This window comes from Oscillibacter acetigenes (assembly GCF_025567605.1).
GTDB classification, from domain to species: Bacteria; Bacillota; Clostridia; order Oscillospirales; family Oscillospiraceae; genus Oscillibacter; species Oscillibacter welbionis.
In genome coordinates this window covers 112,679-135,791 of the sequence record NZ_JAOQKG010000006.1, presented here as the reverse complement: position 1 = coordinate 135,791, position 23,113 = coordinate 112,679, and the positions used below count along the sequence as shown (strand labels likewise).

Below are 23,113 nucleotides of genomic sequence, written 5' to 3'. Positions count from 1 at the left end.
CTCTGAATAAAAGCCGTGCCGCACGGCGGAAGGAGTGTATCCGCATGTATGATCTGACGGCCCTGCGGGAGAGGCTGCGGACCCAGCGCCCGGTGCCCTGGGACCAGCTGCCGGACTTCTCCCTATATATGGACCAGGTGCTCAGCTATATGGACCGGCAGGTGATCCGGTTCGACGAGGATGACGGCCTCACCGCCGCCATGGTGAACAACTACACGAAGAGCGGCCTGGTGCCCCGGGCGGAGGGGAAGAAATACAACCGGGACCACCTGGCCTATCTCACCGCTATCTGTGTGTTGAAGCGGGTGATGTCCACCCGGGATATGGATCTGCTGATCCGGGAGGAGCTGCAGGGGGACCGGCCCATCTCCGACGGGTACGCCGCCTTCTGCGGGAGCCTCAACAAGGCGCTGAACGCCGTGGCCGATGAGATGGAGGACCGCACCGGGGAGGAGGAGCTGGCGGATGCGGCCATCCACTTTGCTCTGATGAGCTACGCCGCCGGCGTGGCCAGCAGCCGGTATGTGACGCTGCTGCGCCAGCGGCAGGAGGCCCGGGAGGAGGCAGCAAGCGCCGCCCACGCCAAAAGCAAAGAACGGGCCAAAAAGGAAAAGGAGAAGGACTGAGCATGGATGATTTTGTGATCCTGACAGACAGCTGCTGCGACATGACCGCCCGGATGGCGGCGGATCTGGAGCTGGAGGTGCTGCCCCTGAGCCTGAATATGGAGGACCGGGTGTACCACAACTACCTGGACGGCCGGGAGATCGGCTTCCAGGACTTCTATGCCCGGCTCCGCGCCGGCGCCCTGGCGACCACCTCCGCCATCAGCGTGGGCGTGTTTGATGAGGCTATGCGGAAGATTCTGGATAGCGGCAGGGACGTGCTGTACCTGGCCTTTTCCTCCGCGCTCTCCACCACCTACCAGTCGGCGGTGATCGCCGCCGATGACCTGCGGGAGGCATACCCCGGACGGAAGATCTTTGTGGTGGACACGCTCAGCGCCTCTTTGGGCCAGGGGCTGCTGGTATACCTCTGCGTCCAGGAAAAGCGGAAGGGGAAGACCATCGACCAGGTCCACGTCTTTGCGGAGGAGACCAAGGCGAAGGTGTGCCACTGGTTCACCGTGGATGACCTGAACCATCTGAAGCGTGGCGGCCGGGTCAGCGCTGCGGCGGCCCTGCTCGGCACCATGCTGTCCATCAAGCCGGTGCTGCATGTGGATGACACGGGCCATCTGGTGCCCGTCAGCAAGACCCGGGGGCGGAAGGCGTCCCTGCTGGCCCTGGTGGACCGCATGGCGGAGAGCGCCATCGACCCGGCGGGGCAGACCATCTTCATCAGCCACGGGGACTGCGAGGCAGACGCTGAGTTTGTGGCGGACGAGGTGCGGCGCCGCTTCGGCGTACAGGACATCTATATCAACTACGTGGGGCCGGTCATCGGCAACCACTCTGGCCCTGGCACGCTGGCCCTGTTCTTCCTGGGCAGCCGCCGGTGAGGACGGACGGAAAAGCGTCCCTTCAGAGGGGCGCTTTTCCCTGGAGATCAAATATAATTCCGCTCCGGCGGAGAGATGAGGTGACGGCTGTGAAATGGCTGGAGGTACATATCGACACAAACCACACCGGACTGGAGCCGGTGGAGACGATGCTCTCCGCCCTGGGCATCGACGGTGTGGTGATCGATGACGAGACGGAGTTCGAGGACTTCCTGGAGAACAACGGGCAGTACTGGGACTATGTGGACGAGGATTTGCGGCAGGAGATGCAGGGCCGGTCCCGGATCACCTTCTATCTGGAGGCGGGGGACGAGGGCTTCGCCAAGCTGGGGGAGGTCCGCATCGCCCTGGAGGAGCTGAAAAAGACCCGGGACGACTGCGGCACCCTGCTGATGACCCTGGATGACCTGGAGGACGCCGACTGGGAGAACAACTGGAAGCAGTATTACAAGCCCATGGAGATTGGAGACCGGCTGCTGGTGGTGCCGGAGTGGCTGCGGGAGGACCCCAAGGTCCGGGCGGGCCTTGCCGCCGGGCGGGTGGCCCTGGTGTTGGATCCGGGCCTCACCTTCGGCACCGGCAGTCATGCCACCACCCGCCTGTGCCTGACGGCGCTGGAGAAGACCATCCGCGGCGGCGAGCGGGTACTGGACCTGGGCTGCGGCAGCGGTATCCTCTCCATCGCGGCGCTGAAGCTGGGGGCGGCCTCCGCCGCGGCGGTGGATATCGACGACAAGTGCCGGGACGTAGCCTATGAGAACGCCGCCCTCAACGGCATCGGGCAGGACACCTACACCGTCCGGATCGGAGATGTACTGGGGGACGCGGTTCTGCGGGCGGATCTGGGCGGCGGCTGGCAGATGGTGGTGGCTAATATCGTGGCGGACGTCATCATCGGCCTTTCTCCGCTGGTGCGGCCCATGCTGGCTCCGGGCGGACTGTTCCTCTGCTCCGGCATCATCGACGACCGGGCGCAGGAGGTGGCGGACCGCCTGCGGGAAAACGGCTGGGAGATCCTGGAGACACGGAGCGCTGAGGGCTGGTTTTCCTATCTCTGCCGCTGAACAGGAACTAGAAAAGAGGGGATCGGATTTGAAAACGCTCGGCCGCCTGGATGGCTTCCTGGGCGGACACATGGCGCCGGTGGTGCTCTGCTGTGTGGCGCTGGGTATTGCCTTTCCGGAGGTGCTCTCCCACCTGAACGGGGTGACGGTAGGGCTGTTCGCCTTCATGACTTTTTCCAACAGCCTGGGCGGCGGCTTCCGGGAGCTGGCGCAGGTGGTCCGCCACCCTCTGCCGGTGGCGGTGATTTTCGGCCTGCTCCACGTGGTGATGCCCCTCATTACCCTGGGCCTGGGGACGCTGTGCTTTCCGGACGCGCCGCTGTTTACCATCGGGCTGGTGCTGGAGTATGCAGTGCCCACCGGTGTGGCGTCCCTCATGTGGGTGGGCATGAGTCGGGGCAATACCGCCCTGTGCCTCTCGGTGGTGCTGCTGGATACACTCCTCTCCCCGGTGGTGATCCCCCTGACCATGAAGCTGCTGGTGGGCTCGGTGGTGGAGCTGGACACCTGGGGCATGATGCGGGACCTGCTGCTGATGGTGGCGCTTCCGGCTCTGGTAGCCATGGTGCTGTACCAGCTGACAAAGGGTGCCGTGGCGGTCACGCTGAAGCCGAAGCTGTCCCTGCCCGCCAAGGCGGCCCTGCTGCTCATCATCACGGCCAATGCCACCGGCTGCGCGCCCTTCCTCCGGAACCTGACACCGACCCTGGTGCGGGTGATGATCGTGGTGTTCTTCCTGTGCCTGTTGGGCTTTTTCCTGGGGTATTGGGCGGGGCGGCTGTTGAAGCTGGACTTCCCCACAGTGCAGACTGTCGCCCTCAACGCCGGGATGCGGAACATCAGCGCTGGGGCGGTGCTGGCCGAGGCCTATTTCCCCGGAGACGTGCTGTTTCCGGTGGCCTTTTCTCCGGTGTTCCTCCAGGCCACCACGGCCCTGATCGTGAAGGCCCTGCGGGCCACCAGGCCCGGCCGGGCGGATCAGGCGGCCTACGAAGCGCGCCTGGCGGAGGAACCGTCCCGGTAATGGAATATGCAGTGTTCGCATGGCGGCCGCCCATTGGGCGGCCGCTTTTCCTGCGGAGTGGGGGACGCCTCGACAGATTCCCCCTGCCTTTTTGGAACAGGACCTGTAAAATAAAGGAAATGAAACGGAGGTGGTCCCATGGACAGGCCGGAACGGAAGGTGCTGTGGCTCCCGGCGGCGGAAATCCGCCCCAATCCCATGCAGCCCCGGCGGACCTTTGAGGAGACGGGGCTCCGGGAGTTGGCGGAATCCATCCGCCGCCACGGTATCCTCCAGCCCCTGACGGTGCGGCGGACCGCGGCGGGCTGGGAGCTGGTGGCGGGGGAGCGGCGGCTGCGGGCAGCCGTGCTGGCGGGTCTGGAGACCGTCCCCTGCCTGGAGGCGGAGGTGGACGGGCGGGCCTCCGCCCTGCTGGCCCTTGTGGAGAATTTGCAGCGCAAGGATCTGCATTACCTGGAGGAGGCGGAGGCCATCGCCGCCTTTCTCCACCAGACGGGCATGACCCAGGAGGCGGTGGCGGCCCAGCTGGGCATGTCCCCCTCGGCTCTGGCCAACAAGCTGCGGCTGCTGCGGCTGTCCCCGGCCTGCCGGGCGCTGCTGGTGGAACACGGATTGACGGAGCGTCACGCCCGCTGCCTGCTGCGGCTGGAGGACGAGGGCGAGCGGCTGACCGCCCTGCGCCAGGCGGCGGCGAAGCACTGGAATGTGGCCCAGACGGAGCAGTATGTAGAGCGGCGGCTGGCAGCCCTCCAGACCGCGCCGCCCGCAGGACGGCGGACGTACATCATCAAGGACGTGCGATTGTTTTTGAACAGTGTGGACCGGGGGCTGCGGCTGATTCGGGACGCAGGTGTGGACGCCCGGACGGAGCGGGAGGAGACAGAGGACGAAATCGTTCTGACGCTCCGCATTCCGAAACAGCGTCGGAAAGAGGCCTGAAACTTCTGATTGTTACGGGATTGTAATCCATTTTCCAGAAAAAACGTGCTAAAATAAAATCCTGAATGCATAAGCTAGGACAGCACGGCTTGTCTGGGCGATCCGACAGAACAACAGGAGGGGCTTCATGGAACCGAATACGAACGAAGCCACCGCGCCGAAGCGGCTGAAAACCGGCGGCAAAAAGCCGATAATTATCATAGGAGTTATTGTGGCGGTATTGCTTGCCGCCTATGTGGGCCTGTGCGCCTATGCCAATTCCCTGGATATATTTTACCCTAACACCACCATCAATGGTGTGGACGTGGCAGGCCTCACAGCGGAGCAGGCCGCGGAGCGGCTGCGGCAGGAGATTCCGGAGGAAACCGTAGAGTTTTATTTACCGCTGGCCGATGAGACCGGGGATGGGGAATCCGCGCCGGAGGGAGATATGCTGTACGGCGCAGACCCCGACGCCGTATGCACCTATCGGGAGCTGGGCATCACAGAGGAACTGGACTATGAGGTCAGTGCCCAATCCGCATTTGATGCCGTGCAGGGCCGGAGCAGCTTTTTTGTCAAGGGCTGGGAGTATCTTGCCTGCCTGGTCGGAGCAGATGGACAACTGGGCGTCGTGCTGGAGCCGGAGGAGGATATCTTCCAGGTAAAAATGGAACAGCTCAGTGAGCAGTTCTCCCGGGAGGCCCAGGACGCCTCCTACGAGGTGACGGAGGATGCCGTCGAAATCACAAAAGCCCTGAACGGACTGTCCGTGTCCGCCGCAGATCTTGCGCGGACTGCACAGGAAAGATGGACTGGCAGCGGCAATGGCGCGGCGGCCAGCGTGTTTGTGAACAACGCTCGGATCCTTCCCGCCAAGACCCTCACCGCCCAGGAGATCTACGACGATTGCTCCGGCGTGGTGAAGAACGCCTCCTATGACAAGGAGACGGGCGCCATCGTACCGGAGGAGGCCGGAGCGGACTTCGATGTGGACGAGGCCCAGCGGCTGCTGGACGCAGCCGCGCCCGGCGAGACCGTCACCGTCCCCGCCCAGGTGGAGCTGCCCGCCGTCACGGCGGAGGAGCTGGAGCAGGTGCTGTTCCGGGACGTGCTGGGCGAGGCCCGCACCCATGTGGGCGGCACCTCCGCCCGCCGGTCCAATGTGAAGCTGTCCGCCGCATCCATCAACGAGTATGTGATGAACAGCGGCGACGTGTTCTCCTACAATGACGTGGTGGGCCAGCGGACCGCCGCCCGGGGCTATCAGGCGGCTCCCGCCTATGTCCAGGGGGAGACGGTGGACGAGATCGGCGGCGGCATCTGCCAGACTTCCTCCACGCTGTACCTGGCCTGCCTGCGGTCCAACCTGGAGATCACGGAGCGGTACGCCCACCGCTACGTCCCCGCCTATATCACCGCGGGCATGGACGCCACGGTGTCCTGGGGCGGGCCGGACTACAAGTTCACCAACAACTCCCTGTACCCCATCAAGATCGTCACCATCTATGAAAACAATTACCTGACGGTCCGGATCCTGGGCACCAATGTGGACGGCACCAGCGTGAAGATGACCAACGAGCACCTCTCCACCACGCCCTATGAGACGGTGTATGAGGACGACCCCACCCTGGCGCCGGGCACGGAGAAGGTCAAGACCACGCCCTACACCGGGTACAAGTACCGGACATACCGCAATGTCTACGACGCCAACGGCAAGCTGATCTCCTCCACTTACGAGGCCACCAGCGACTACAAGTCCCGCAATAAGGTGATCCTCCGGGGCCCGGCGGTAGAGCCCGCCGACGGCGGCGCCCAGATCCCAACGGACACCACCGAGCCCACCACGCCGGTGGAGCCCACGGAGCCCCAGGACCCTGATGTCCCCGCAGAGCCTACAGAACCCACGACGCCGGATAATGGCTGGACCATCCAGACGCCGGAGCAGGACGGCCAGCAGACAGCGGAAGGGCAGACCGGCACCGGGACCACTGGGGAGTCCGAACTTTCCACGGACGTCCTGCCCCAGGACGAACCCTTTGTATGACCGCCAGGGGAATTCTGTCACTATTTGCAGAAAGAGGCAGCCGGATTTCCGGCTGCCTCTTCGTCTTTTTCCGCCCGCCGCATATACTAGCCCTATCTGACGCGGGCGGGAGGACGGCTATGGAAAAACATGCCTTTCATGTCTGGCGGTACGGGGCGCCGCTGCTGGTGCTGGCAGCGGGCGCCGCCGCCCTCTGGCCGTTCCGCCATCAGTTGACGGCGGAGGCCATCGCCGCCTTTTCCCCCCGGCAGACGGTTCTGGCGGCGTCGTTCCTGGTGGGGCTGTACGCCCTCAAGAGCCTCTCCGTCTGCTTTCCCATGTCCGCCCTCACGGCGGCGGGGGGACTGCTGTTTCCCTTCCCCCTGGCGCTGGCGGTGAACCTCTGCGGCACCGGGGTGGCCCAGACCATCCCCTTTTTCCTGGGGCGGCGGGAGCAGGGGGGACTGGAGGCCCTGGCGGAGCGGATTCCCCGGGTGGCGGGCGTCTGCCGGGCCCAGGCGGAGAACCCGTGGCTGTCCGTCTTTCTGCTGCGGCTGGCGGGGGCATCGCCGGGGGACGTGGTGAGCCTCTATCTGGGGGCCTCCGGCACGCCCTACGGCACGTATCTCTCCGCCGGGCTGCTGGGCGGCCTGCCCCGGATTGCCTGCGCCACCGTGCTGGGCGGCGCGCTGTGGCAGCCGGGGAGCGGGCGCTTCTGGCTGTCCCTGGCGGCGGGCGGGGCGCTGACGGCCCTCTCCGGCGTTATCTGGCTCCTGTGGCGGCGCCGCAGGAGGGCGTGAAGCGGCGGTTGCTTTTTTCTGCCAAACCGTGTACACTGTTGTCGGCAAGCTCGATCTGTCCAATGAGGGAGATGGTCGGATGCAGACGCTGACACAGCGCCGCAGCGTGCCGGTGGACGCGGCCAAGACCGCTGCCATCTTCGGCACGCTGCTGATCCATGCCTCCGCCGCCGGGGGCTTTGCGGGAGCGCCGGGGTCCTTTGGGTGGACCTCCGCCCTGTTCTGGAACTGCCTGCTGCGCAGCGCGGTGCCGGTGTTCTTCCTGTGCAGCGGCGCGCTGCTGCTGCCGCCGGAAAAGGAGGTCACCGTCCGGCGGGTGTGGACGAAGTACATCCCCCGCATCCTGGCGGCCCTGCTTTTCTGGGCCGCAGCCTATGAGGGTGTGGAGCTGCTGCGGGGCTGGCGCGCTGCGGGCGTGCTGGAGCGGACGGCCCTCCGGCAGGCGGCGCTGAATCTGGTGCTGTTCCATCACAAGAACCATCTCTATTACCTCCACATCATTCTGCTGGTGTACGCGGTGCTGCCCCTGACCCGCCGCCTTGTGGCGGCGGCGGACCGGCGGCTGCTGAACTACGCTCTGGGGATCTGGTTCGTGCTGGGGTGTCTGGCCCCCACGCTGAAATTCTTCCCGCCCCTGTCCCTCGTCGGCGGCATCCCTGCCCAGTACCCCATCAACCTGACCTGGTGCGCCGTGGGCTATGGTGTGCTGGGCTATGTCCTGACTCAGGAGGCGCCCCGCCACAGGCCCCGGACCTTTGTTTGGCTGTATTTGGCGGGCACGGCGCTGACCTTCGGCCTGACGCTGGCGGCCTCCGTCAAAACCGGGGCGCTGTATCAGGTGTTCCTCCAGGGGAGCGCCCCCGGCGTCTGTTTGCAGGCGGCGGGGCTGTACGGCTTCTGCGCCGCCCGGTGGCAGAACCGGGACCGCTGGCCCATGGCGGAGACCGTCTCCAAGGCGTCCTTCTGCATCTACTTGACGCACCTGTTCTTCCTGGACTTCCTGGCGGGCAGGGGCCTCTCCGCCGGGACGCTGCCGCCCGTCTGGGGCGTGCCGGTGCTGGCGGCCGCGGCCTTCGGGGGCGGCTTTCTGGTGTGGCTGGTCCTCCGGCGGGTGCCGGTGGTGAAAACCTATCTGATTTGAGGAGAAAACTATGCTGTATGCCCTTTGCGCCGCGCTGTCCCTGGCCCTGCTGGGCCTGGACCAGTGGGTGAAGCACTATGTCACCGTCAACATCCCCCTGGGGGAGGCCCAGCCCTTTCTGCCCGGGCTGGTAGAGCTGCGGACCGTCCACAACTACGGGGCGGCCTGGTCCAGCTTCTCCGGTATGCGCTGGCTGCTGGTGGCGGTCACCTCCGTCATTGTGATCGCGGTGGCGGTGGTCCTGCTCCGCCGGATCGTCCGGCACCCCCTGGGGGTGGCGGCGGGATTCCTGATCCTGTCCGGCGGCGTGGGGAACATCATCGACCGGGTGCGGCTGGGGTACGTGGTGGACATGTTCCACCTGGAGTTCTGGCCCTCCTACCCGGTGTTCAACGTGGCGGACATCTGCGTGGTGTGCGGCGCCGTGCTGGCGGTAATCTATTACCTATGGTTCTACGAGAAATACGACAAGAGAGGCAAGGCCCATGGAGACGCGGACGCTCCAAGTGAATCCTGAGGACACCGGCACCCGGCTGGACGCCTGGCTGGCCGGGCAGCTGCCGGATGTGACCCGCTCCGCCGCCGCCCGGCTGTGCGAGGAGGGGCGGGTCACCGCTGCCGGAAAGCCCCTGGCGAAAAACTACCGCCTGGGCGGGGGAGAGGCCGTGTTCGTTACCCTGCCGGACCCGGAACCGGTGGACGTGGCGCCCCAGGACATCCCCCTGGATGTGGTGTACGAGGACAGCGACGTGATCGTGGTGAACAAGCCCAAGGGGCTGGTGGTCCACCCGGCCCCCGGCCACCCGGACGGCACGCTGGTCAATGCCCTGCTGCACCACTGCGGGGACTCCCTCTCCGGCATCGGAGGGGAGCTGCGGCCCGGCATCGTCCACCGGATCGACCGGGACACCTCCGGCCTCATCATCGCAGCGAAAAACGATGCTGCCCACCAGAAGCTCTCCGCCCAGCTTCAGGACCACACCCTGGCCCGGATTTACCGCTGCATCGTGATTGGGAATCTCCGGGAGGACAGCGGAACGGTGGACGCCCCCATCGGCCGCCACCCGGCGGACCGGAAGAAGATGGCGGTGGTGGCGGGCGGCCGGAGCGCGGTGACCCACTGGTCCGTGCTGGAGCGGTTCCCCGGCTATACCTATGTGGAGTGCCGACTGGAGACCGGGCGCACCCACCAGATCCGGGTCCACATGGCGCACATCGGCCACCCCATTCTGGGGGACACGGTGTACGGGGCAAAAAAGCCCGTGCCGGGCCTCCAGGGCCAGTGCCTTCATGCGGTGGGGCTGCGGTTTCTCCACCCCCGGACCGGGGAGCTGGTGGAGCTGTGGTGCGACCTGCCGGAGGCGTTCCAGACCCAGCTGCGGAGGCTGGAGAACCGAGGATAGAACAACGCCGGGCCGCTCTCAGCGGTCCGGCGCGTTTGCACCCGGCAGCCGGGTGTCCGGCGGGTCCTGGTCCGGGGTGCGGGGGATCCACAGGGGGCAGGACTGATCCTCCCGCCGGTCCTTCATGCGGGGATGGGCGCAGTGGCCCAGGCTCAGGGGCAGAAAGCACCCGTTGGGGGCGTTCCGGGCCTGCCGCCCGTCCCGCCAGATGTAGTGCCGGGTAAAGTGGCCGCAGGAGCCGCAGTACACGTCATCCCGCCGTTCATAAACGGACATATTCATCACCTCGCGGGCATTGTAACATATCTCATCTCACAAGATGCGATTTTATCGGTAACACCGATAAAAAATTTTGTATGCGTGTTATGACTAAAGTTTTTGCCCGCTGCCCGGCTTGGTGTATACTTGCCATGAGGGGATGAGCATGAGACTGGAGAGGCTTCAAATGCTCCGAGAAGAACGGGGTTGGAAACAGAGCGACATGGCCCGGCGGCTCTGGGTGAGCCAGAGCACCTACTCCGGGTATGAGACCGGCAAGATCCAAGTGCCGGTAGATACGCTGTTGAAGCTGGCCGATATTTATGATGTCAGCATGGATTATTTAATGGGCCGCACGGACGAGCGGTAGAAAGGAGAAATTTCCATGTTCACAGCCATTCTCTGGGACTACGATGGCACCCTGGCCAACACGCCGGTGAAGAACCTCGCCGTCACCAGGGCCGTCCTTGGCCGCCTGGACCCGGCCCTGCTGGACCCGCTGCCGGAGGCGCTTTCCTCCCTGGACGCCTATCAGGCCGCCAACTACCGCTGGCGCAACTGGCGGGAGCTGTACCAGCACGCCCTCCGCGTCCCGGCGGACCGGCTGGACGAGGCGGGGGCCCTGTGGGGCCCCTGCCAGCTGGCGGACCGGACCCTGCCGCCCCTCTTCGGCGGGCTTTTGGAGGTTCTGCCCCGTCTGGCCGCCCTGGCCCCCATGGGCATCTGCTCCCAGAACGACAGCGGCAACATCCGCGCCGCCCTGGCCGCCCACGGCGCGGCGGACTGCTTTGCCGCCGTGGTGGGCCACGCGGACGTGGACTTCGCCCGTCAGAAGCCGGACCCCGCCGCCTTCCTGGCCTGCCTGGACCGGCTGGGGCTTCGGGAGGGGCGCTTCGCCTACATCGGGGACCACGCCGGGGACATCGCCTTCGGCCGCAATGCCCAGGCGGCCCTGCGGGCCATGGGCCGGGCGGCGGAGGTGGTCTGCGTGGCCGCCGCCTGGGGCGGCGCCCCGTCCGTGGATTTGGCGGCGGCGGACGCCGTGGCCGCCCGCCCCGCGGACCTGCCGGATCTTCTGGCAGACCTGTGACACAACAGCGGCCCCGCCGGGAAGTTCCCGGCGGGGCCGCTGTCTGCCTGCCGGAGGTTTCTGCTTGTGCTTTGTTTTCTGGTGTGCTATGATATTTTAGTTAAAGTATCTGCATTTGGAGGAACTGATTTGGAACGCGAAAACGTATTGATCCCCCAGGCGGACCTGGACCGCCAGCGGGAGTTTGAGGAGAAGATCCGCGGCCTGTTCGCCGCCCGGGAGGCTCACCCCGCGGCCTGTGTGGACACCTTCGGCTGCCAGCAGAATGTGGCGGACGGACAGAAGCTCATGGGGATGCTGGAGGCAAGCGGCTTCACCCTCACCCAGGACCCGAAGGAGGCCGATCTGGTGCTCCTGAACACCTGCGCCATCCGGGAGCACGCGGAGGACCGGGTGTTCGGCAACCTGGGCGCCCTGACCCACACCAAGAAGGAGAATCCGGAGCAGGTGATCTGCCTGTGCGGCTGCATGGCCCAGGAGCCCCGGGTGTCGGAGCGGATCAAAAAGTCCTATCCCCACGTGGATCTGGTGTTCGGCCCCCAGGCCCTGTGGAAGTTCCCGGAGCTTTTGTGGCAGGTGTATGAGACGAAGAAGCGGGTCTTTTCCGTCCAGGACGAGCACGGCACCATTGCCGAGGGCATCCCCGTGGTGCGGGAGAAGGGCGTGAAGGCCTGGGTCTCCATCATGTACGGATGCAACAACTTCTGCTCCTACTGCATCGTGCCCTACGTCCGGGGCCGGGAGCGGAGCCGGGACCCCCAGGCCGTGCTGGCGGAGGTCCGGCAGCTGGTGGAGGCGGGGTACAAGGACATCACCCTGCTGGGCCAGAACGTGAACTCCTACGGCAACGATCTGGATTTGGATTACCACTTCCCGGACCTGCTGGCGGACATCGACCGGATCCCGGGGGAATATCTCATCCGCTTCATGTCCAGCCACCCCAAGGACGCCACGCCCCGGCTGTTTGACGTGATGGCCGCAAGCTCTCATGTGGCCAAGCAGCTGCACCTGCCCTTCCAGTCCGGCAACGACCGGGTCCTGAAAGAGATGAACCGCCGCTACACCCGGCAGCAGTACCTGGATCTGGTGAACTACGCCAAGCGGGTCATGCCCGGGCTGGTATTGACCTCCGACGTCATCATCGGCTTCCCCGGCGAGACGGAGGCGGAGGCCATGGACACCGTGTCTCTGGTGGAGGAGGTGGGGTTTGACGCCCTGTTCACCTTCATCTACTCCCCCCGCCCCGGCACCAAGGCCGCGGCCATGCCGGACCCGGCCACCCGGGCGGAGAAGCAGAAGTGGTTTGACAGGCTCCTGGAGGTCCAGAACAATATGTCCGCCAAGCTCCACGCCGCCTATGTGGGCAAAACGGTGCGGGTGCTGGTGGACGGCGAGAGCGACGACCCGGAGTACCCCCTGACCTCCCGGACGGAGGGCAACCGTCTGGTGCGGCTGAAAGGGGACAAGGCCCTGATCGGGCAGTTCGCGGATGTGGCCGTCACCGGCAGCAACACCTGGGCGCTGTACGGCGAGGCCGTTTAACGGTAGACCTCCCGCGCGAGGAGGAAGGCCCTGCGGGCGTAGGCGTCCTGATAGGCGCTGCCTGCGGCGGCGGAGGCGTCCTCATAGGAATCCAGCAGCGCACGCTGCTGATCGGTGAGGGTGGCGGAAAGCGCGGTCAAGGCGTCGTTCGCCTGCTGGAGGGGGAGGAAGTAGTCCTTGCCCAGAGAGGGGTACAGCTCGTCCTCCAGGGCGGTGAGCAGGATGTCGATGTAATCGGACATAGGGGATCACTCCTGAATTTGTTTGACAGACACGATTGTGTCTTTTATAGTACGTATCATAGCAGACATATTTGTGTCTGTCAAGAGCGGAAGAGGAATTATGACGTTTGCAGAACACCTTCTTCAACTGAGAAAGCAAAGGGGCCTGAAACAAACCGAGCTGGCAAAAATCATCGGCATCGGTTGGCGGGCCTATCAGACGTATGAGCGTGGAGAGCGGGAACCGACCCTGTCCACACTGATTGCCCTGGCGGATTTCTACGGCCTGTCGCTGGATGAGCTGGTCTGCCGGGAGCGGTAGGGGCGGAACTGTGTGTCCGCCCGCCGGATTTCCGCCGGACCCCTGCAGGACCGTAGGGGCGGTTATCAACCGCCCGGGGGATTCAGCTGGGGTGCCAGCTGGGCAATGCGCCCCCCATTCTCTTTTTGGTTGCGCCAAAAAGAGAACGCGCCGCGCCCGGTGTAAGAGAAAAAGGCGCCGGGCGCGCTCCGGTGCAGTGGCCCTCCGCGCGTACGGGGGTCGGCGTACCAGTGCCTGCTCCGATTTGGCCTTGCCTTCGGGCACGCTATGCTCTTCTGCGATTTCCCCGACTGCCGTCCCGTGGCGGATGGTGCGGAAGTTGTCGGGGTGCAAGAACGCATTTGACCAGCTTCTCTTTCCGCGCGTTCCGCTTCGCTACGCGCTGCCCGGGCGGTTGTAGAGGCCGATGCCCTCATCGGCCCGCTGCGGAGGCTTTCATCAACCACCGGCCAGCGGCAGCGAAAATCAGCGCAGCGTGTATCCCAGACTTCCCCGGGCTGAAGGTTTCCCCAAGGGCCGGGCGTTTCCGTCTCTGACCGCCGCGCGGGATTGCCAACCTTCCCCCGCCGGCGGCAGGAGGTCTGCGCCTGCGCAGACCGACCCGCCGAGACATTTTTTCTTTTCCACCGGGCGCGGCGCATTTTCTTTTTGATGTCTCAAAAAGAAAATGGGGGGCGCATCCCGCATGGACAATGCCCCCCGGCGGGAGCCAGACCCCTGTGGCCGCCGTTCGGCGGCCTGCCCAGCCCAGCCATCCACATGGCTGATTTCCCGCGTCCCATGGGACGCACCCCCATAAAACGAATCCAAATCCTTTGATAGAAAGAGAATGAGGTGACCCTTTTGGCCGAACTCACCCCCATGATGAAGCAGTACCTGGAGATCAAGAAGGACAATCCGGACTCCATCCTGTTCTTCCGGCTGGGCGACTTCTATGAGATGTTCGCTGACGACGCGAAGCTGGCCTCCCGGGAGCTGGACCTGACCCTCACCTCCCGGGACCACGGCAAGCACGCCAAGCCCGAGGAGGAGCGGGTGCCCATGTGCGGCATCCCCTACCACGCCAGTGAGGCCTACATCGCCCGGCTCATCGCCAAGGGCTACAAGGTGGCCATCTGTGAGCAGATGGAGGACCCGGCAACGGCCAAGGGGCTGGTGAAGCGGGATATCATCCGGGTGGTGACCCCCGGCACGGTGATTGACGCCGCCTGCCTGGAGGAGAAGGCCAGCAACTTCCTCTGCGGCATCTACATCGACAGCCAGAACGCCGGCGCGGCCTTCTGCGACATCTCCACCGGCAAGACCCACCTGACGGCCTTCTCCGGCCCGGACCGGGTGGAGCACGTCGTCAACGAGCTGGGCCGCTTTTCCCCGGCAGAGGCGGTGGTGAACGACGGGGCCGCCTCGGAAAAAGCCCTGACCGACGCCCTGACGGAGAAGTTCCGCTGCCGGGTGGAAAACGGCGGCGAGGGCCGCTTCCGCCTGGCGGAGGCGGAGCGAAACATCCGCCGCCAGTTCGGGGAGGAGGCGTTTGACCGCCTGCCCAGGACCAACCCGGCCGCGGCCATGGCCCTGGGGGGATTGCTGCACTACCTGTACGAGACCCAGAAGACGGACCTCTCTCACATCAACGACCTGGACTACTACGAGCAGGGCCGGTTTATGGAGTTGGACCTGACCGCCCGGCGGAACCTGGAGCTGACGGAGACCCTCCGGGACCGGGAGAAGAGAGGCTCCCTCCTGTGGGTGCTGGACAAGACCAGGACGCCCATGGGCGGGCGGCTGCTCCGCAGCTGGCTGGAGCGGCCGCTGCTGTCCGTCACCGCCATCGCCAAGCGCAATGCCGCCGTGGCCGCCCTGGTGGAGAGCACCATGGCGCGGGAGGAGCTCATCGCCGCCCTGACGGGCCTGGGAGATATGGAGCGGCTCATCGGCCGCATCGTCTACGGCACCGCCGGGGGACGGGACATGGTGTCCCTCCGCTCCGCCATCGAGCGGCTGCCCGCCCTCCGGGCCCAGCTGGCGGCCTTCTCCGGCGGACGGCTGGCGGAGCTGGCCGGGGAGCTGGACGACCTGACGGAGATCGGGGCACACATCGGCGCGGCCATCTGCGACGAGCCGCCGTTCTCCGTCCGGGAGGGCGGCTTCATCCGGGACGGCTACCACGAGGAGGTGGACCGCCTGCGGCACATCATGAACGGCGGCAAGGGCGTCCTGGCGGAGATCGAGGCCAAGGAGAAGGAGCGCACCGGCATCCGGACCCTGAAGATCGGCTACAACAAGGTCTTCGGCTATTACATCGAGGTGTCCAACTCCTTCAAGGACCAGGTGCCGGACACCTACATCCGCAAGCAGACCCTGGTGAACGGGGAGCGGTACATCACCCAGGAGCTGAAGGACTTGGAACACGAGATCCTCACCGCCTCGGACCGGGTGGTGGCATTGGAGTATGAGCTCTTCACGGCGCTGCGGCAGGAGATCTCCGCCCAGAGCGCCCGCATCCAGCGGACTGCCGCCGCGGTGGCGGAGGTGGACGCCCTGGTGTCCTTCGCGGCGGTGGCGGTGCGGAACCACTACTGCCGCCCCACGGTGGACGAGTCTGGGGCCACCGAGATCCACGACGGCCGCCATCCGGTGGTGGAGCAGATGCTCAAGGACAGCCTCTTCGTCCCCAACGACACCTTCATGGGGGAGAAGGAGGACCGGGTGGCCATCATCACCGGCCCCAACATGGCGGGCAAGTCCACCTACATGCGCCAGGTGGCGCTGATCGTCCTCATGGCCCAGATGGGCTCCTTCGTCCCGGCGGCCAGCGCCCGCATCGGTGTGGTGGACCGGATCTTCACCCGCATCGGCGCCAGCGATGACCTGTCCGCCGGCCAGTCCACCTTCATGGTGGAGATGACGGAGGTGGCGGACATTCTGCGCCACGCCACGAAGCACTCTCTGCTGATTCTGGACGAGATCGGCCGGGGCACCAGCACCTTTGACGGCATGTCCATCGCCCGGGCGGTGCTGGAGTACTGCGCGGACAAGAAGCTGCTGGGGGCCAAGACCCTGTTCGCCACCCACTACCACGAGCTGACGGAGCTGGAGAACACCCTGCCCGGCACGGTCAACTACAACATCGCCGTCAAGACCCGGGGGGAGGACATCATCTTCCTGCGGAAGATCCTCCCCGGCGGGGCGGACCGCAGCTACGGCATCGAGGTGGCCAAGCTGGCGGGGCTGCCGGACAAGGTGGTCCAGCGGGCCAAAACGGTCCTGAAAGAGCTGGAGGAGGAGAACGGCGTTCAGTACGTAGCGGCCCGGAAAGAGGAGGACCAGGTGTCCCTCACCGCCATCGGCGAGGGGGAGGTGCTGGACGCCCTCCGCCGCTGCCAGCCGGACACGCTGACGCCCATTGAGGCGATGAGCCTGATCTACGAGTGGAAGCAGAAGCTCAACTGAGCACCCGGCCGGGCAGGCACGGCGGGATGCGCCCTCTGCCGCGGGGGACCGGACGCGCTGACGGCGCCCGGAGAGCGGCCTTCAGGCCGGGACAGGGGATTCCGCGGAAATGAGGGGCCTGGCGGCGGGCGGACACGCGCCGCCCAAGCCCAGCGGATCAAAAGAAGACCCCGGCGGATCCGCCCGCCGGGGAAAACGAGCTGAAACAGAAGCCGGACGAAAACCGGGAGGGAACGAGATGCCAAGAAGAAAGAGCGCCGCCTATATGTCGGCGGGGGAACAGATCGCGGGCACGGTGCTCTTTGTGATCTACCTACTGGTGCTGCCCTTTGTCACAACCCCGCTGTTCCGCCTGATCGGCGGACTGCTGGGAGTGACCATCAGCACCGGATTGCAGAATATCCTGTATTACTACATCCTCTTCGCCGCCACGGTCATCATTTTCCACGGCTTTCTGGGTCGGACCTCCCGGCACTTTGCAGAGAACCTGGGCGGGGCCTGCAAGTTCATGGCCATCGGACTGGTGGCCCTGTACGGCCTGAACGAGCTGGTGTACCGCCTGACAAGACTGGTGGTATCCAACCAGACCAACCTGAACGACACCACCATCTCCGCCCAGATCGAGGACGCGCCCCACATGACGCTGCTGATCGTCATTTTCCTGGCGCCCTTTGTGGAGGAGGTGCTCTTCCGGGGACTGGTGTTCGGGAATCTCCGGCGCAAGAGCGCGGCGGTGGGATACCTGGTCAGCTGCCTGCTGTTCGCCCTGCTGCATGTGTGGCAGTTCGCGGTGGTGAACCGGGACATCACGTATTTCCTGCTGATGCTCCAGTATCTGGTGCCCGGGCTGGTGCTGGCGTGGGTCTATGACCGCACCGGCACCCTGTGGACGTCCATCGGTCTCCATGCGGCGGCCAACGCCCTCTCCGCTTGGACCCTTGTGGCGTAAGAACCGAATTCCGGAATGATGAGGGGAGAAAGGGACAGATGAATTTTTGGGACGTATTTGGCGAGATGCTGGTCATCCTGTTCGCCATTGCGGCGGGCTATGCGGCCAACCGGCTGGGGTACCTGGGCGGGGAGGCGGACCAGAAGGTCTCCAAGCTGCTGCTGAACATCACCATGCCCGCCATGATCGTGGCGGCGGTGATCACCGGCGAGGAGCTGCCGGAGCTGGGGACCATCCTCTCCATCCTGGAGGTTGGCGTGGTGTTCTACCTGCTGGAGGCGGTCTTTGCCCTGGTGGTGCCCCGGTTCCTGCCGGGCACACAGGGGCAGAAGGGCGTGTGGCGGTATGCCCTGGCCTTCCCCAACGTGGGGTTCATTGGCTATCCCGTAGCGGTGGCCCTGTTTGGAGACGGCGCACTGTTCTATGCCGCCATTCTGGCGCTGCCCTTCAATCTCTTGTCTTACAGTCTGGGCCCGCTGCTGCTGGCAGGGGCCGCCCGCTTCCGCTGGAAGCAGCTGTTCACCCCCTGCATCGTGGCCTCTGTCCTGGGATTGGTGCTGGCGCTGACCCGGCTGCGGCCGCCGGCCCTGGTGGGCGAGATGCTGGACTTTGTGGGAGACATCACCGTGCCGCTGTCCCTGCTGGTGGTGGGCTCCCTGCTGGCGGGCATGTCAGCCGGACAGGTGCTGCGCTCTCCCAAGCTGTGGCTGCTGACGGCCATCCGCCTGCTGTTGCTGCCGGTGGCCCTGTGCCTGGTCCTCCGGGCGCTGGGGATCGACTCCCTGGTGCTGGGGATCGCTGTCACCCAGATGGCCATGCCCGTAGCAGTGAACGGGACGCTGCTGAGCATGGAGTACGGCGGAGACACCGAGTGCATGGCACAGATCACCTTCCTGACCACGGCGGCGTCCATCGTGACCATTCCCATCGTCGCCGTGCTGCTGCTCTGAGCTTAGAAAGGAAACCAATATGCCTCACATTCAACAACTGGAGTCCCACGTAGCGGACCTGATCGCCGCCGGTGAGGTCGTGGAGCGGCCCGCCAGCGTGGTGAAGGAGCTGGTGGAAAACGCCGTCGACGCCGGCAGCTCTGCCGTGGTGGTGGAGATCCGCCGGGGCGGCATGGGCATGATCCGGGTGACGGACAACGGCTGCGGCATCGCGCCGGAGGAACTCCCCACCGCCTTCCTGCGCCACGCCACCTCCAAGCTGCGGACGGAGGAGGACCTGGGGAAGATCGGTACTCTGGGGTTCCGGGGCGAGGCCCTGGCCGCCATCTCCGCCGTCAGCCGGGTGGACATCCTCACCCGCCAAACCGGCACGACGGAGGGAGCCGCCCTCCATCTGGAGGGCGGTGTGCCCGGCGCAGTGGAGCCCGCCGGTGCGCCGGAGGGCACCACCATCACGGTCCGGGACCTGTTTTACAACACCCCCGCCCGGCTGAAGTTTATGCGCAAGGACAGTGCGGAGACTGCGGCGGTGAACGGCCTCATGCAGCATCTGGCCCTGTCCCATCCGGACATCTCCTTCAAGTTCATCAAGGACGGGGTGGAGGCCCTGCTGACCCCCGGTGACGGAAAGCTGGACTCCGCCGTCTACGCTGCCCTGGGCCGGGACTTCGCCCGGGGGCTGGTGCCGGTGTCCGGCAGCGGAGGGGACATCACGGTCTCCGGTTTTGTCACCGCGCCGCTGATGGGCCGGGGCTCCCGGTCCATGCAGGTGTTCTTCGTCAACGGCCGGTTCATCAAGTCCCAGCTGCTGACGGCGGCGCTGGAGGAGGGCTACCGCAACCAGATCATGAAGGGTAAGTTCCCTGGCTGCGTCCTGTCCGTCACCCTGCCGGTGACGGCGGTGGACGTGAACGTCCACCCCGCGAAGACTCAAGTGAAGTTCGCCCGGGAGCACGATGTGTTCGACGCGGTCTACCACACGGTGCTAGATGCCCTGGGCAAGACCGGCGCTCCCGCCGCCGCTCCCGCGCAGGAGGCGCGGCTCCCGGCGGCCTCCCGGCAGGACTTCTTCCAGACCATGGACGCCAAGACGTTCCGGCAGGGCGGTGCAAAGCCCGCTCCCCAGCCCGCGGCTCCGGCCCGGCCCGCCTGGAACACCGAGCTGCGGGCGCCCGCCCGGGTGGCGGACAGCGGGCAGACCTCTTTTTACCAGACCAAGCGCTCAGAGTCCGCGGCCCAGGGCGCTCTGGGAAGGGCGCCCGCCTCTGTGACGTCGCCGCCAGACACGCAGCAAAGCAGCCCGCCTGCACCCTCCTGCAACAAAGGTGCGCTGGGCAGACCGCCTGTCTCCGTGACCGCCCCACGGGCGGAGCGGACGGCTCCCTCCGCCCCCTGGACCTCTGCCCCAGTGTCCGTCCCTGCAGAAAAGACGACCTCGCCGGAATCTGCTCCCCGCCCCTTTGTGCCCGCCATCCCGCCGGAGCGGCTGAAGCTGACGGAGGATCTACCGGGCCAGACGACTGTTCTGGAGACGAAAGAGGCACCCTGGCGGATTGCCGGAGAGGTGCTGCGGACCTATATCATCTGCGAGAGCGAGGACGGCAGCGTCTGGCTCATCGACAAGCACGCCGCCCACGAGCGGATGAATTTTGACAAGCTGAAAAATGCTCAGGAGCCCCCCATGCGACAGACGCTGCTGGCCCCCATCGCGGCGGAGTTAAGCCGGGAGGACGGGGCGCTGCTGCTGGAGAACCTGCCCCTGCTGGAGCAGTTCGGTTTTGCCTGCGAGGACTTCGGGGCCGGCGCCCTGCTGGTGCGGGAGGTGCCGGCGGACATCGACGCCGCCGACACGGTGCCCACTCTGGAGGAGTTTGCCGAGCGCCTGCGGACCGGAAGATCCCCGGATGAAAAGCGGGAGGCGCTGCTGCATACCATGGCCTGCAAGGCGGCCATCAAGGGCGGCTGGGTCAGCGATCCGGCGGAGCTGCGGGTGCTGGTGGACCGGGTGCAGAGCGGAGAGATCAAATACTGCCCCCACGGCCGCCCGGTGGCGGTGAAGCTGACGAAGTACGAGCTGGAGAAGATGTTCAAGCGGGCGTGAGACTTCGAAGGGGGACTGCGTCCCCCCTTGACCTCCCCCCACACCAGTGACGTCGGTCACTGGTGTGTGCGCCCGAGGCGCACAGGTCAACGGATTTTCGGCAGGTACACGCCCTGCCGAAAATGATTGAGATTTCTTTGTTCGCCCGCGGCGAACGAACTGGGAAAAACCGCAGGGTTTTCCCCAGCCCTTTTTCCTGGCGGAGATGGGAGTGACGAATTTTTCAGGAGGTTTCCTATATGGCAAAAAAGGAAAAACGGTTTGTGCGGACCAGTGTGGAGAGCACCGGCTTTGAGGAAAACTCTGTCTGGATGGACCGGGAGACCGGGGTCAACTACCTGTGGCATTCCACCGGCCATGCCGGCGGGATGACGCCCCTGCTGGACCGGGAGGGGAAGCCCATCATTACCACCCTTTTGGAGGAGAAGGAGTGATTTGCATGAAACTGCTGTTTGTCAACGGCTGCATCAGCCAGCGAGGGGAGGAATCCCGCACCCTGGTGCTGGCGAGATCGTTTTTGGACGCATGGCAGGCCAGGCATCCGGAGGCCGAGGTGGAGACTGTGGAACCAGAGGCCCTGCTGGCGCTGAAGCCCTTTGCGCCGGAGATGCTGAACGACCGGGACGCCCTGGCGGGGATCCGGTGCTTCGATGCGCCGGTGTATGATCTGGCCCGCCAGTTCCGGGCCGCGGACCGGGTGGTGGTGGCGGCACCCTTCTGGGACCTGACCTTCCCGGCGGCCCTGCGGACGTATATTGAGTACATCTCCGCCAATGGCCTGACCTATCACTACGAGGCCGACGGCTGCCACGGGGATTGCCGGGCAGAGAAGCTGGCTTATCTCACCTCCGGCGGGGATCTGGAGCAGCCCGAGAGTCTGGGTGTCCTGTACTGGAAGCAGCTGTGCGCCATGTTCGGCATCCCGGCGTTCAGCTATGTGTTTGCCGGCGGACTGGACCTGGATCCCGCCAAGACGGAGGAGATTTTGACGGAGGCCTGTGAGAAGGCCCGCAGGCTGGCGGAGGACTTCTGAAAAGGAGGCGGCTGCCGTAAGGGGGAGATTGCCGGCTGCGCTGGCACTGGTGCTTCTGCTGTCCGCTTGCGGAGGGCCCCCTTTACATCCGGGAGCGGATCGTATACAGTGAGTATATCGATGCATCAGAAGCGGAACAGCCTTGACAGGCGAGAGGAGAGACGGCGATGGCTGAGAAGATCATCTGTGTGGTGGGGCCGACGGCCTGCGGCAAAACGAAGCTGGGTGTCCTGCTGGCAAAGCGGTATGACGGGGAAGTGGTTTCCGCCGACTCCATGCAGATTTACAAGGGCATGACCATCGGCACCGCCGCCCCCACCGCCGAGGAGATGGAGGGCGTGCCCCATCACATGATTGCCGTGGCAGACCCGGCGGAACAGTGGTCCGCCGCCCGGTACGCCCGGGCGGCCGTCCCCATCGTGGACGACATTCTGCGGCGGGGAAAGCGGCCCATCCTGGTGGGCGGCACCGGGCTGTGGCTGGATGCGGTGGTGCAGGGCCGGACCTTCGCCGGCGGCCACGCCGGCGGCGCTGTCCGCAGGGAGCTCCAGGCCCAGCTGGCCCGGGAGGGCATCGGCCCGCTTCTGGAGGAGCTGCGGCAGGTGGACCCGGAGGCGGCGGAACGCCTCCATCCGGCGGATGAGAAGCGCATCCTCCGGGCGCTGGAGGTCTACCGGGAGACGGGAAAGACCATCTCCGCCCACAACGCGGAGACAAGGGACCTGCCGCCCCGGTACGACGCCGTGTGGATCGGCCTCCAGTTCCGGGACCGGGCGGACATGAAGACCCTGATCGACCGCCGGGTGGACGCCATGGTGGCGGCGGGCCTGCTGGAGGAGGTGGGGCAGCTGCTGGAAAGCGGCCTGCCCCGGGAGGCCACGGCTCTCCAGGCCATCGGATACAAGGAGTTCCTGGGGGTTCTGGACGGCACCGCCACGGTGGAGGAGGCCGTGGCGGAGGTGAAGCTCCGCTCCCGGCAATACGCCAAGCGCCAGCTGACTTGGCTGCGGCGAAATCCGGACATTCACTGGATCTGGTGGGAAAAAGACCGGGATTTTGCCCGGGCCCTCCAGGTTTCGACGGAAATCCTGGCCGCCGCTGGCGTATTCTAGCGGTGAGCGGACGGGAGACAGGGAAATCGTCCGACTCATACAGAAAAAAGGAGCGGACATATATGCAGACAAAAGCGAATTTACAGGACCTGTTTCTCCTCCGGGCCAGACGGGACAAGCTGCCCGTCACCATGTTTCTGATGAACGGCTTCCAGATGCGGGGCACCATCGCGGGGTTTGACGCCTTTGTGGTGGTGCTGGACAGCGA

At 65.5% G+C, this 23,113-nt stretch carries 24 protein-coding genes; 22 read left to right on the top strand and 2 right to left on the bottom strand.

Translation table 11 applies throughout. The features are described 5' to 3' along the window. Window positions 1–44 precede the first annotated feature (44 nt). From OCV80_RS12980 to OCV80_RS12935, 10 genes are all read left to right on the top strand, one after another. Window positions 45–626 carry a DUF1836 domain-containing protein gene (locus OCV80_RS12980; protein ID WP_021750440.1) on the top strand — a complete coding sequence of 194 codons (582 nt, stop codon included), beginning with the start codon at window positions 45–47 and terminating at the stop codon, window positions 624–626. 2 nt (window positions 627–628) lie between these two features. Next, a complete protein-coding gene (locus OCV80_RS12975; protein WP_136891301.1) occupies window positions 629–1,501 on the top strand; it encodes a DegV family protein in 873 nt (290 codons plus the stop codon). A gap of 89 nt (window positions 1,502–1,590) precedes the next feature. After that, on the top strand, window positions 1,591–2,565 hold the full coding sequence (prmA, locus tag OCV80_RS12970) for a 50S ribosomal protein L11 methyltransferase (RefSeq protein ID WP_119311963.1): 975 nt from the start codon (window positions 1,591–1,593) through the stop codon (window positions 2,563–2,565). 28 nt (window positions 2,566–2,593) lie between these two features. Further along, on the top strand, window positions 2,594–3,589 hold the full coding sequence (locus tag OCV80_RS12965; RefSeq protein WP_119311846.1) for a bile acid:sodium symporter family protein: 996 nt from the start codon (window positions 2,594–2,596) through the stop codon (window positions 3,587–3,589). Window positions 3,590–3,727: 138 nt separating this feature from the next. Continuing rightward, window positions 3,728–4,528, top strand: a complete 801-nt coding sequence (locus tag OCV80_RS12960; RefSeq protein WP_021750436.1) for a ParB/RepB/Spo0J family partition protein — start codon at window positions 3,728–3,730, stop codon at window positions 4,526–4,528. 127 nt (window positions 4,529–4,655) lie between these two features. Beyond that, on the top strand, window positions 4,656–6,554 hold the full coding sequence (locus OCV80_RS12955; protein ID WP_136891300.1) for a VanW family protein: 1,899 nt from the start codon (window positions 4,656–4,658) through the stop codon (window positions 6,552–6,554). 119 nt (window positions 6,555–6,673) lie between these two features. Beyond that, a complete protein-coding gene (locus OCV80_RS12950; RefSeq protein WP_036636562.1) occupies window positions 6,674–7,333 on the top strand; it encodes a TVP38/TMEM64 family protein in 660 nt (219 codons plus the stop codon). A 79-nt stretch (window positions 7,334–7,412) separates the two neighbouring features. Next, the gene (locus OCV80_RS12945; protein WP_267288456.1) at window positions 7,413–8,474 is read left to right on the top strand and encodes an acyltransferase; all 1,062 of its coding nucleotides are present in this window, start codon (window positions 7,413–7,415) and stop codon (window positions 8,472–8,474) included. A 10-nt stretch (window positions 8,475–8,484) separates the two neighbouring features. Further along, a complete protein-coding gene (lspA, locus tag OCV80_RS12940) occupies window positions 8,485–8,991 on the top strand; it encodes a signal peptidase II (protein WP_021748676.1) in 507 nt (168 codons plus the stop codon). Next, window positions 8,960–9,877, top strand: coding sequence for an RluA family pseudouridine synthase (locus OCV80_RS12935; protein WP_267288455.1), 918 nt, complete (start codon window positions 8,960–8,962; stop codon window positions 9,875–9,877). The genes lspA and OCV80_RS12935 overlap by 32 nt, the downstream gene beginning before the upstream one ends. An 18-nt stretch (window positions 9,878–9,895) precedes the next feature. Here the strand turns inward: OCV80_RS12935 and OCV80_RS12930 are convergent, their stop codons facing one another. Continuing rightward, complete coding sequence (locus OCV80_RS12930) at window positions 9,896–10,153, bottom strand: hypothetical protein (protein WP_267288454.1); 258 nt, start codon at window positions 10,151–10,153, stop codon at window positions 9,896–9,898. 169 nt (window positions 10,154–10,322) lie between these two features. Here OCV80_RS12930 and OCV80_RS12925 point away from each other — a divergent pair, with 169 nt between their 5' ends. The 3 genes from OCV80_RS12925 (at window position 10,323) to miaB (ending at window position 12,767) form a co-directional block, all read left to right on the top strand. Next, the gene (locus OCV80_RS12925; protein ID WP_267288453.1) at window positions 10,323–10,505 is read left to right on the top strand and encodes a helix-turn-helix domain-containing protein; all 183 of its coding nucleotides are present in this window, start codon (window positions 10,323–10,325) and stop codon (window positions 10,503–10,505) included. Window positions 10,506–10,520: 15 nt separating this feature from the next. Continuing rightward, window positions 10,521–11,225 carry an HAD family hydrolase gene (locus OCV80_RS12920; RefSeq protein WP_267288452.1) on the top strand — a complete coding sequence of 235 codons (705 nt, stop codon included), beginning with the start codon at window positions 10,521–10,523 and terminating at the stop codon, window positions 11,223–11,225. Between the two features lie 129 nt (window positions 11,226–11,354). After that, the gene (gene miaB, locus OCV80_RS12915; RefSeq protein WP_021750637.1) at window positions 11,355–12,767 is read left to right on the top strand and encodes a tRNA (N6-isopentenyl adenosine(37)-C2)-methylthiotransferase MiaB; all 1,413 of its coding nucleotides are present in this window, start codon (window positions 11,355–11,357) and stop codon (window positions 12,765–12,767) included. Here the strand turns inward: miaB and OCV80_RS12910 are convergent. After that, window positions 12,764–13,009, bottom strand: a complete 246-nt coding sequence (locus OCV80_RS12910) for a hypothetical protein (RefSeq protein WP_021750636.1) — start codon at window positions 13,007–13,009, stop codon at window positions 12,764–12,766. The genes miaB and OCV80_RS12910 overlap by 4 nt on opposite strands. A 100-nt stretch (window positions 13,010–13,109) precedes the next feature. On the opposite strand from OCV80_RS12910, the gene OCV80_RS12905 reads away from it, so the two are divergent. From OCV80_RS12905 to OCV80_RS12865, 9 genes are all read left to right on the top strand, one after another. After that, entirely contained in the window at window positions 13,110–13,310 is a 201-nt protein-coding gene (locus tag OCV80_RS12905) for a helix-turn-helix domain-containing protein (protein WP_021750635.1), read from the top strand. 843 nt (window positions 13,311–14,153) lie between these two features. Further along, window positions 14,154–16,760, top strand: a complete 2,607-nt coding sequence (mutS, locus tag OCV80_RS12900) for a DNA mismatch repair protein MutS (protein WP_174233006.1) — start codon at window positions 14,154–14,156, stop codon at window positions 16,758–16,760. Between the two features lie 238 nt (window positions 16,761–16,998). Continuing rightward, window positions 16,999–17,709, top strand: a complete 711-nt coding sequence (locus OCV80_RS12895) for a CPBP family intramembrane glutamic endopeptidase (RefSeq protein WP_025545572.1) — start codon at window positions 16,999–17,001, stop codon at window positions 17,707–17,709. A 38-nt stretch (window positions 17,710–17,747) separates the two neighbouring features. Continuing rightward, window positions 17,748–18,659 (top strand): AEC family transporter, encoded by a 912-nt coding sequence (locus tag OCV80_RS12890; RefSeq protein WP_025545571.1) that lies wholly within the window; start codon window positions 17,748–17,750, stop codon window positions 18,657–18,659. A gap of 19 nt (window positions 18,660–18,678) precedes the next feature. Then, window positions 18,679–20,760 (top strand): DNA mismatch repair endonuclease MutL, encoded by a 2,082-nt coding sequence (gene mutL, locus OCV80_RS12885; protein WP_136891297.1) that lies wholly within the window; start codon window positions 18,679–18,681, stop codon window positions 20,758–20,760. A gap of 239 nt (window positions 20,761–20,999) precedes the next feature. Continuing rightward, window positions 21,000–21,194, top strand: coding sequence for a DUF6440 family protein (locus OCV80_RS12880; protein WP_136891296.1), 195 nt, complete (start codon window positions 21,000–21,002; stop codon window positions 21,192–21,194). 5 nt (window positions 21,195–21,199) lie between these two features. Continuing rightward, complete coding sequence (locus OCV80_RS12875; protein ID WP_119311839.1) at window positions 21,200–21,793, top strand: NAD(P)H-dependent oxidoreductase; 594 nt, start codon at window positions 21,200–21,202, stop codon at window positions 21,791–21,793. Between the two features lie 167 nt (window positions 21,794–21,960). Beyond that, the gene (gene miaA, locus OCV80_RS12870; RefSeq protein WP_021752061.1) at window positions 21,961–22,905 is read left to right on the top strand and encodes a tRNA (adenosine(37)-N6)-dimethylallyltransferase MiaA; all 945 of its coding nucleotides are present in this window, start codon (window positions 21,961–21,963) and stop codon (window positions 22,903–22,905) included. A 62-nt stretch (window positions 22,906–22,967) separates the two neighbouring features. Further along, window positions 22,968–23,113, top strand: a 146-nt coding sequence (locus OCV80_RS12865) for an RNA chaperone Hfq (RefSeq protein ID WP_267288486.1), incomplete at its 3' end; no start/stop codon positions are given.

What these genes read in the sequence shown, in the direction of transcription:
- OCV80_RS12980 (WP_021750440.1), top strand. Translation starts at nt 45, where the DNA reads ATGTATGATCTGACGGCCCTGCGGGAGAGGCTGCGGACCCAGCGCCCG.
- OCV80_RS12975 (WP_136891301.1), top strand. Translation starts at nt 629, where the DNA reads ATGGATGATTTTGTGATCCTGACAGACAGCTGCTGCGACATGACCGCC.
- OCV80_RS12960 (WP_021750436.1), top strand. Translation starts at nt 3,728, where the DNA reads ATGGACAGGCCGGAACGGAAGGTGCTGTGGCTCCCGGCGGCGGAAATC.
- OCV80_RS12955 (WP_136891300.1), top strand. Translation starts at nt 4,656, where the DNA reads ATGGAACCGAATACGAACGAAGCCACCGCGCCGAAGCGGCTGAAAACC.
- OCV80_RS12950 (WP_036636562.1), top strand. Translation starts at nt 6,674, where the DNA reads ATGGAAAAACATGCCTTTCATGTCTGGCGGTACGGGGCGCCGCTGCTG.
- OCV80_RS12945 (WP_267288456.1), top strand. Translation starts at nt 7,413, where the DNA reads ATGCAGACGCTGACACAGCGCCGCAGCGTGCCGGTGGACGCGGCCAAG.
- lspA (WP_021748676.1), top strand. Translation starts at nt 8,485, where the DNA reads ATGCTGTATGCCCTTTGCGCCGCGCTGTCCCTGGCCCTGCTGGGCCTG.
- OCV80_RS12935 (WP_267288455.1), top strand. Translation starts at nt 8,960, where the DNA reads ATGGAGACGCGGACGCTCCAAGTGAATCCTGAGGACACCGGCACCCGG.
- OCV80_RS12930 (WP_267288454.1), bottom strand. Translation starts at nt 10,153, where the DNA reads ATGTCCGTTTATGAACGGCGGGATGACGTGTACTGCGGCTCCTGCGGC.
- OCV80_RS12925 (WP_267288453.1), top strand. Translation starts at nt 10,323, where the DNA reads ATGCTCCGAGAAGAACGGGGTTGGAAACAGAGCGACATGGCCCGGCGG.
- OCV80_RS12920 (WP_267288452.1), top strand. Translation starts at nt 10,521, where the DNA reads ATGTTCACAGCCATTCTCTGGGACTACGATGGCACCCTGGCCAACACG.
- OCV80_RS12910 (WP_021750636.1), bottom strand. Translation starts at nt 13,009, where the DNA reads ATGTCCGATTACATCGACATCCTGCTCACCGCCCTGGAGGACGAGCTG.
- OCV80_RS12905 (WP_021750635.1), top strand. Translation starts at nt 13,110, where the DNA reads ATGACGTTTGCAGAACACCTTCTTCAACTGAGAAAGCAAAGGGGCCTG.
- OCV80_RS12895 (WP_025545572.1), top strand. Translation starts at nt 16,999, where the DNA reads ATGCCAAGAAGAAAGAGCGCCGCCTATATGTCGGCGGGGGAACAGATC.
- OCV80_RS12890 (WP_025545571.1), top strand. Translation starts at nt 17,748, where the DNA reads ATGAATTTTTGGGACGTATTTGGCGAGATGCTGGTCATCCTGTTCGCC.
- mutL (WP_136891297.1), top strand. Translation starts at nt 18,679, where the DNA reads ATGCCTCACATTCAACAACTGGAGTCCCACGTAGCGGACCTGATCGCC.
- OCV80_RS12880 (WP_136891296.1), top strand. Translation starts at nt 21,000, where the DNA reads ATGGCAAAAAAGGAAAAACGGTTTGTGCGGACCAGTGTGGAGAGCACC.
- OCV80_RS12875 (WP_119311839.1), top strand. Translation starts at nt 21,200, where the DNA reads ATGAAACTGCTGTTTGTCAACGGCTGCATCAGCCAGCGAGGGGAGGAA.
- miaA (WP_021752061.1), top strand. Translation starts at nt 21,961, where the DNA reads ATGGCTGAGAAGATCATCTGTGTGGTGGGGCCGACGGCCTGCGGCAAA.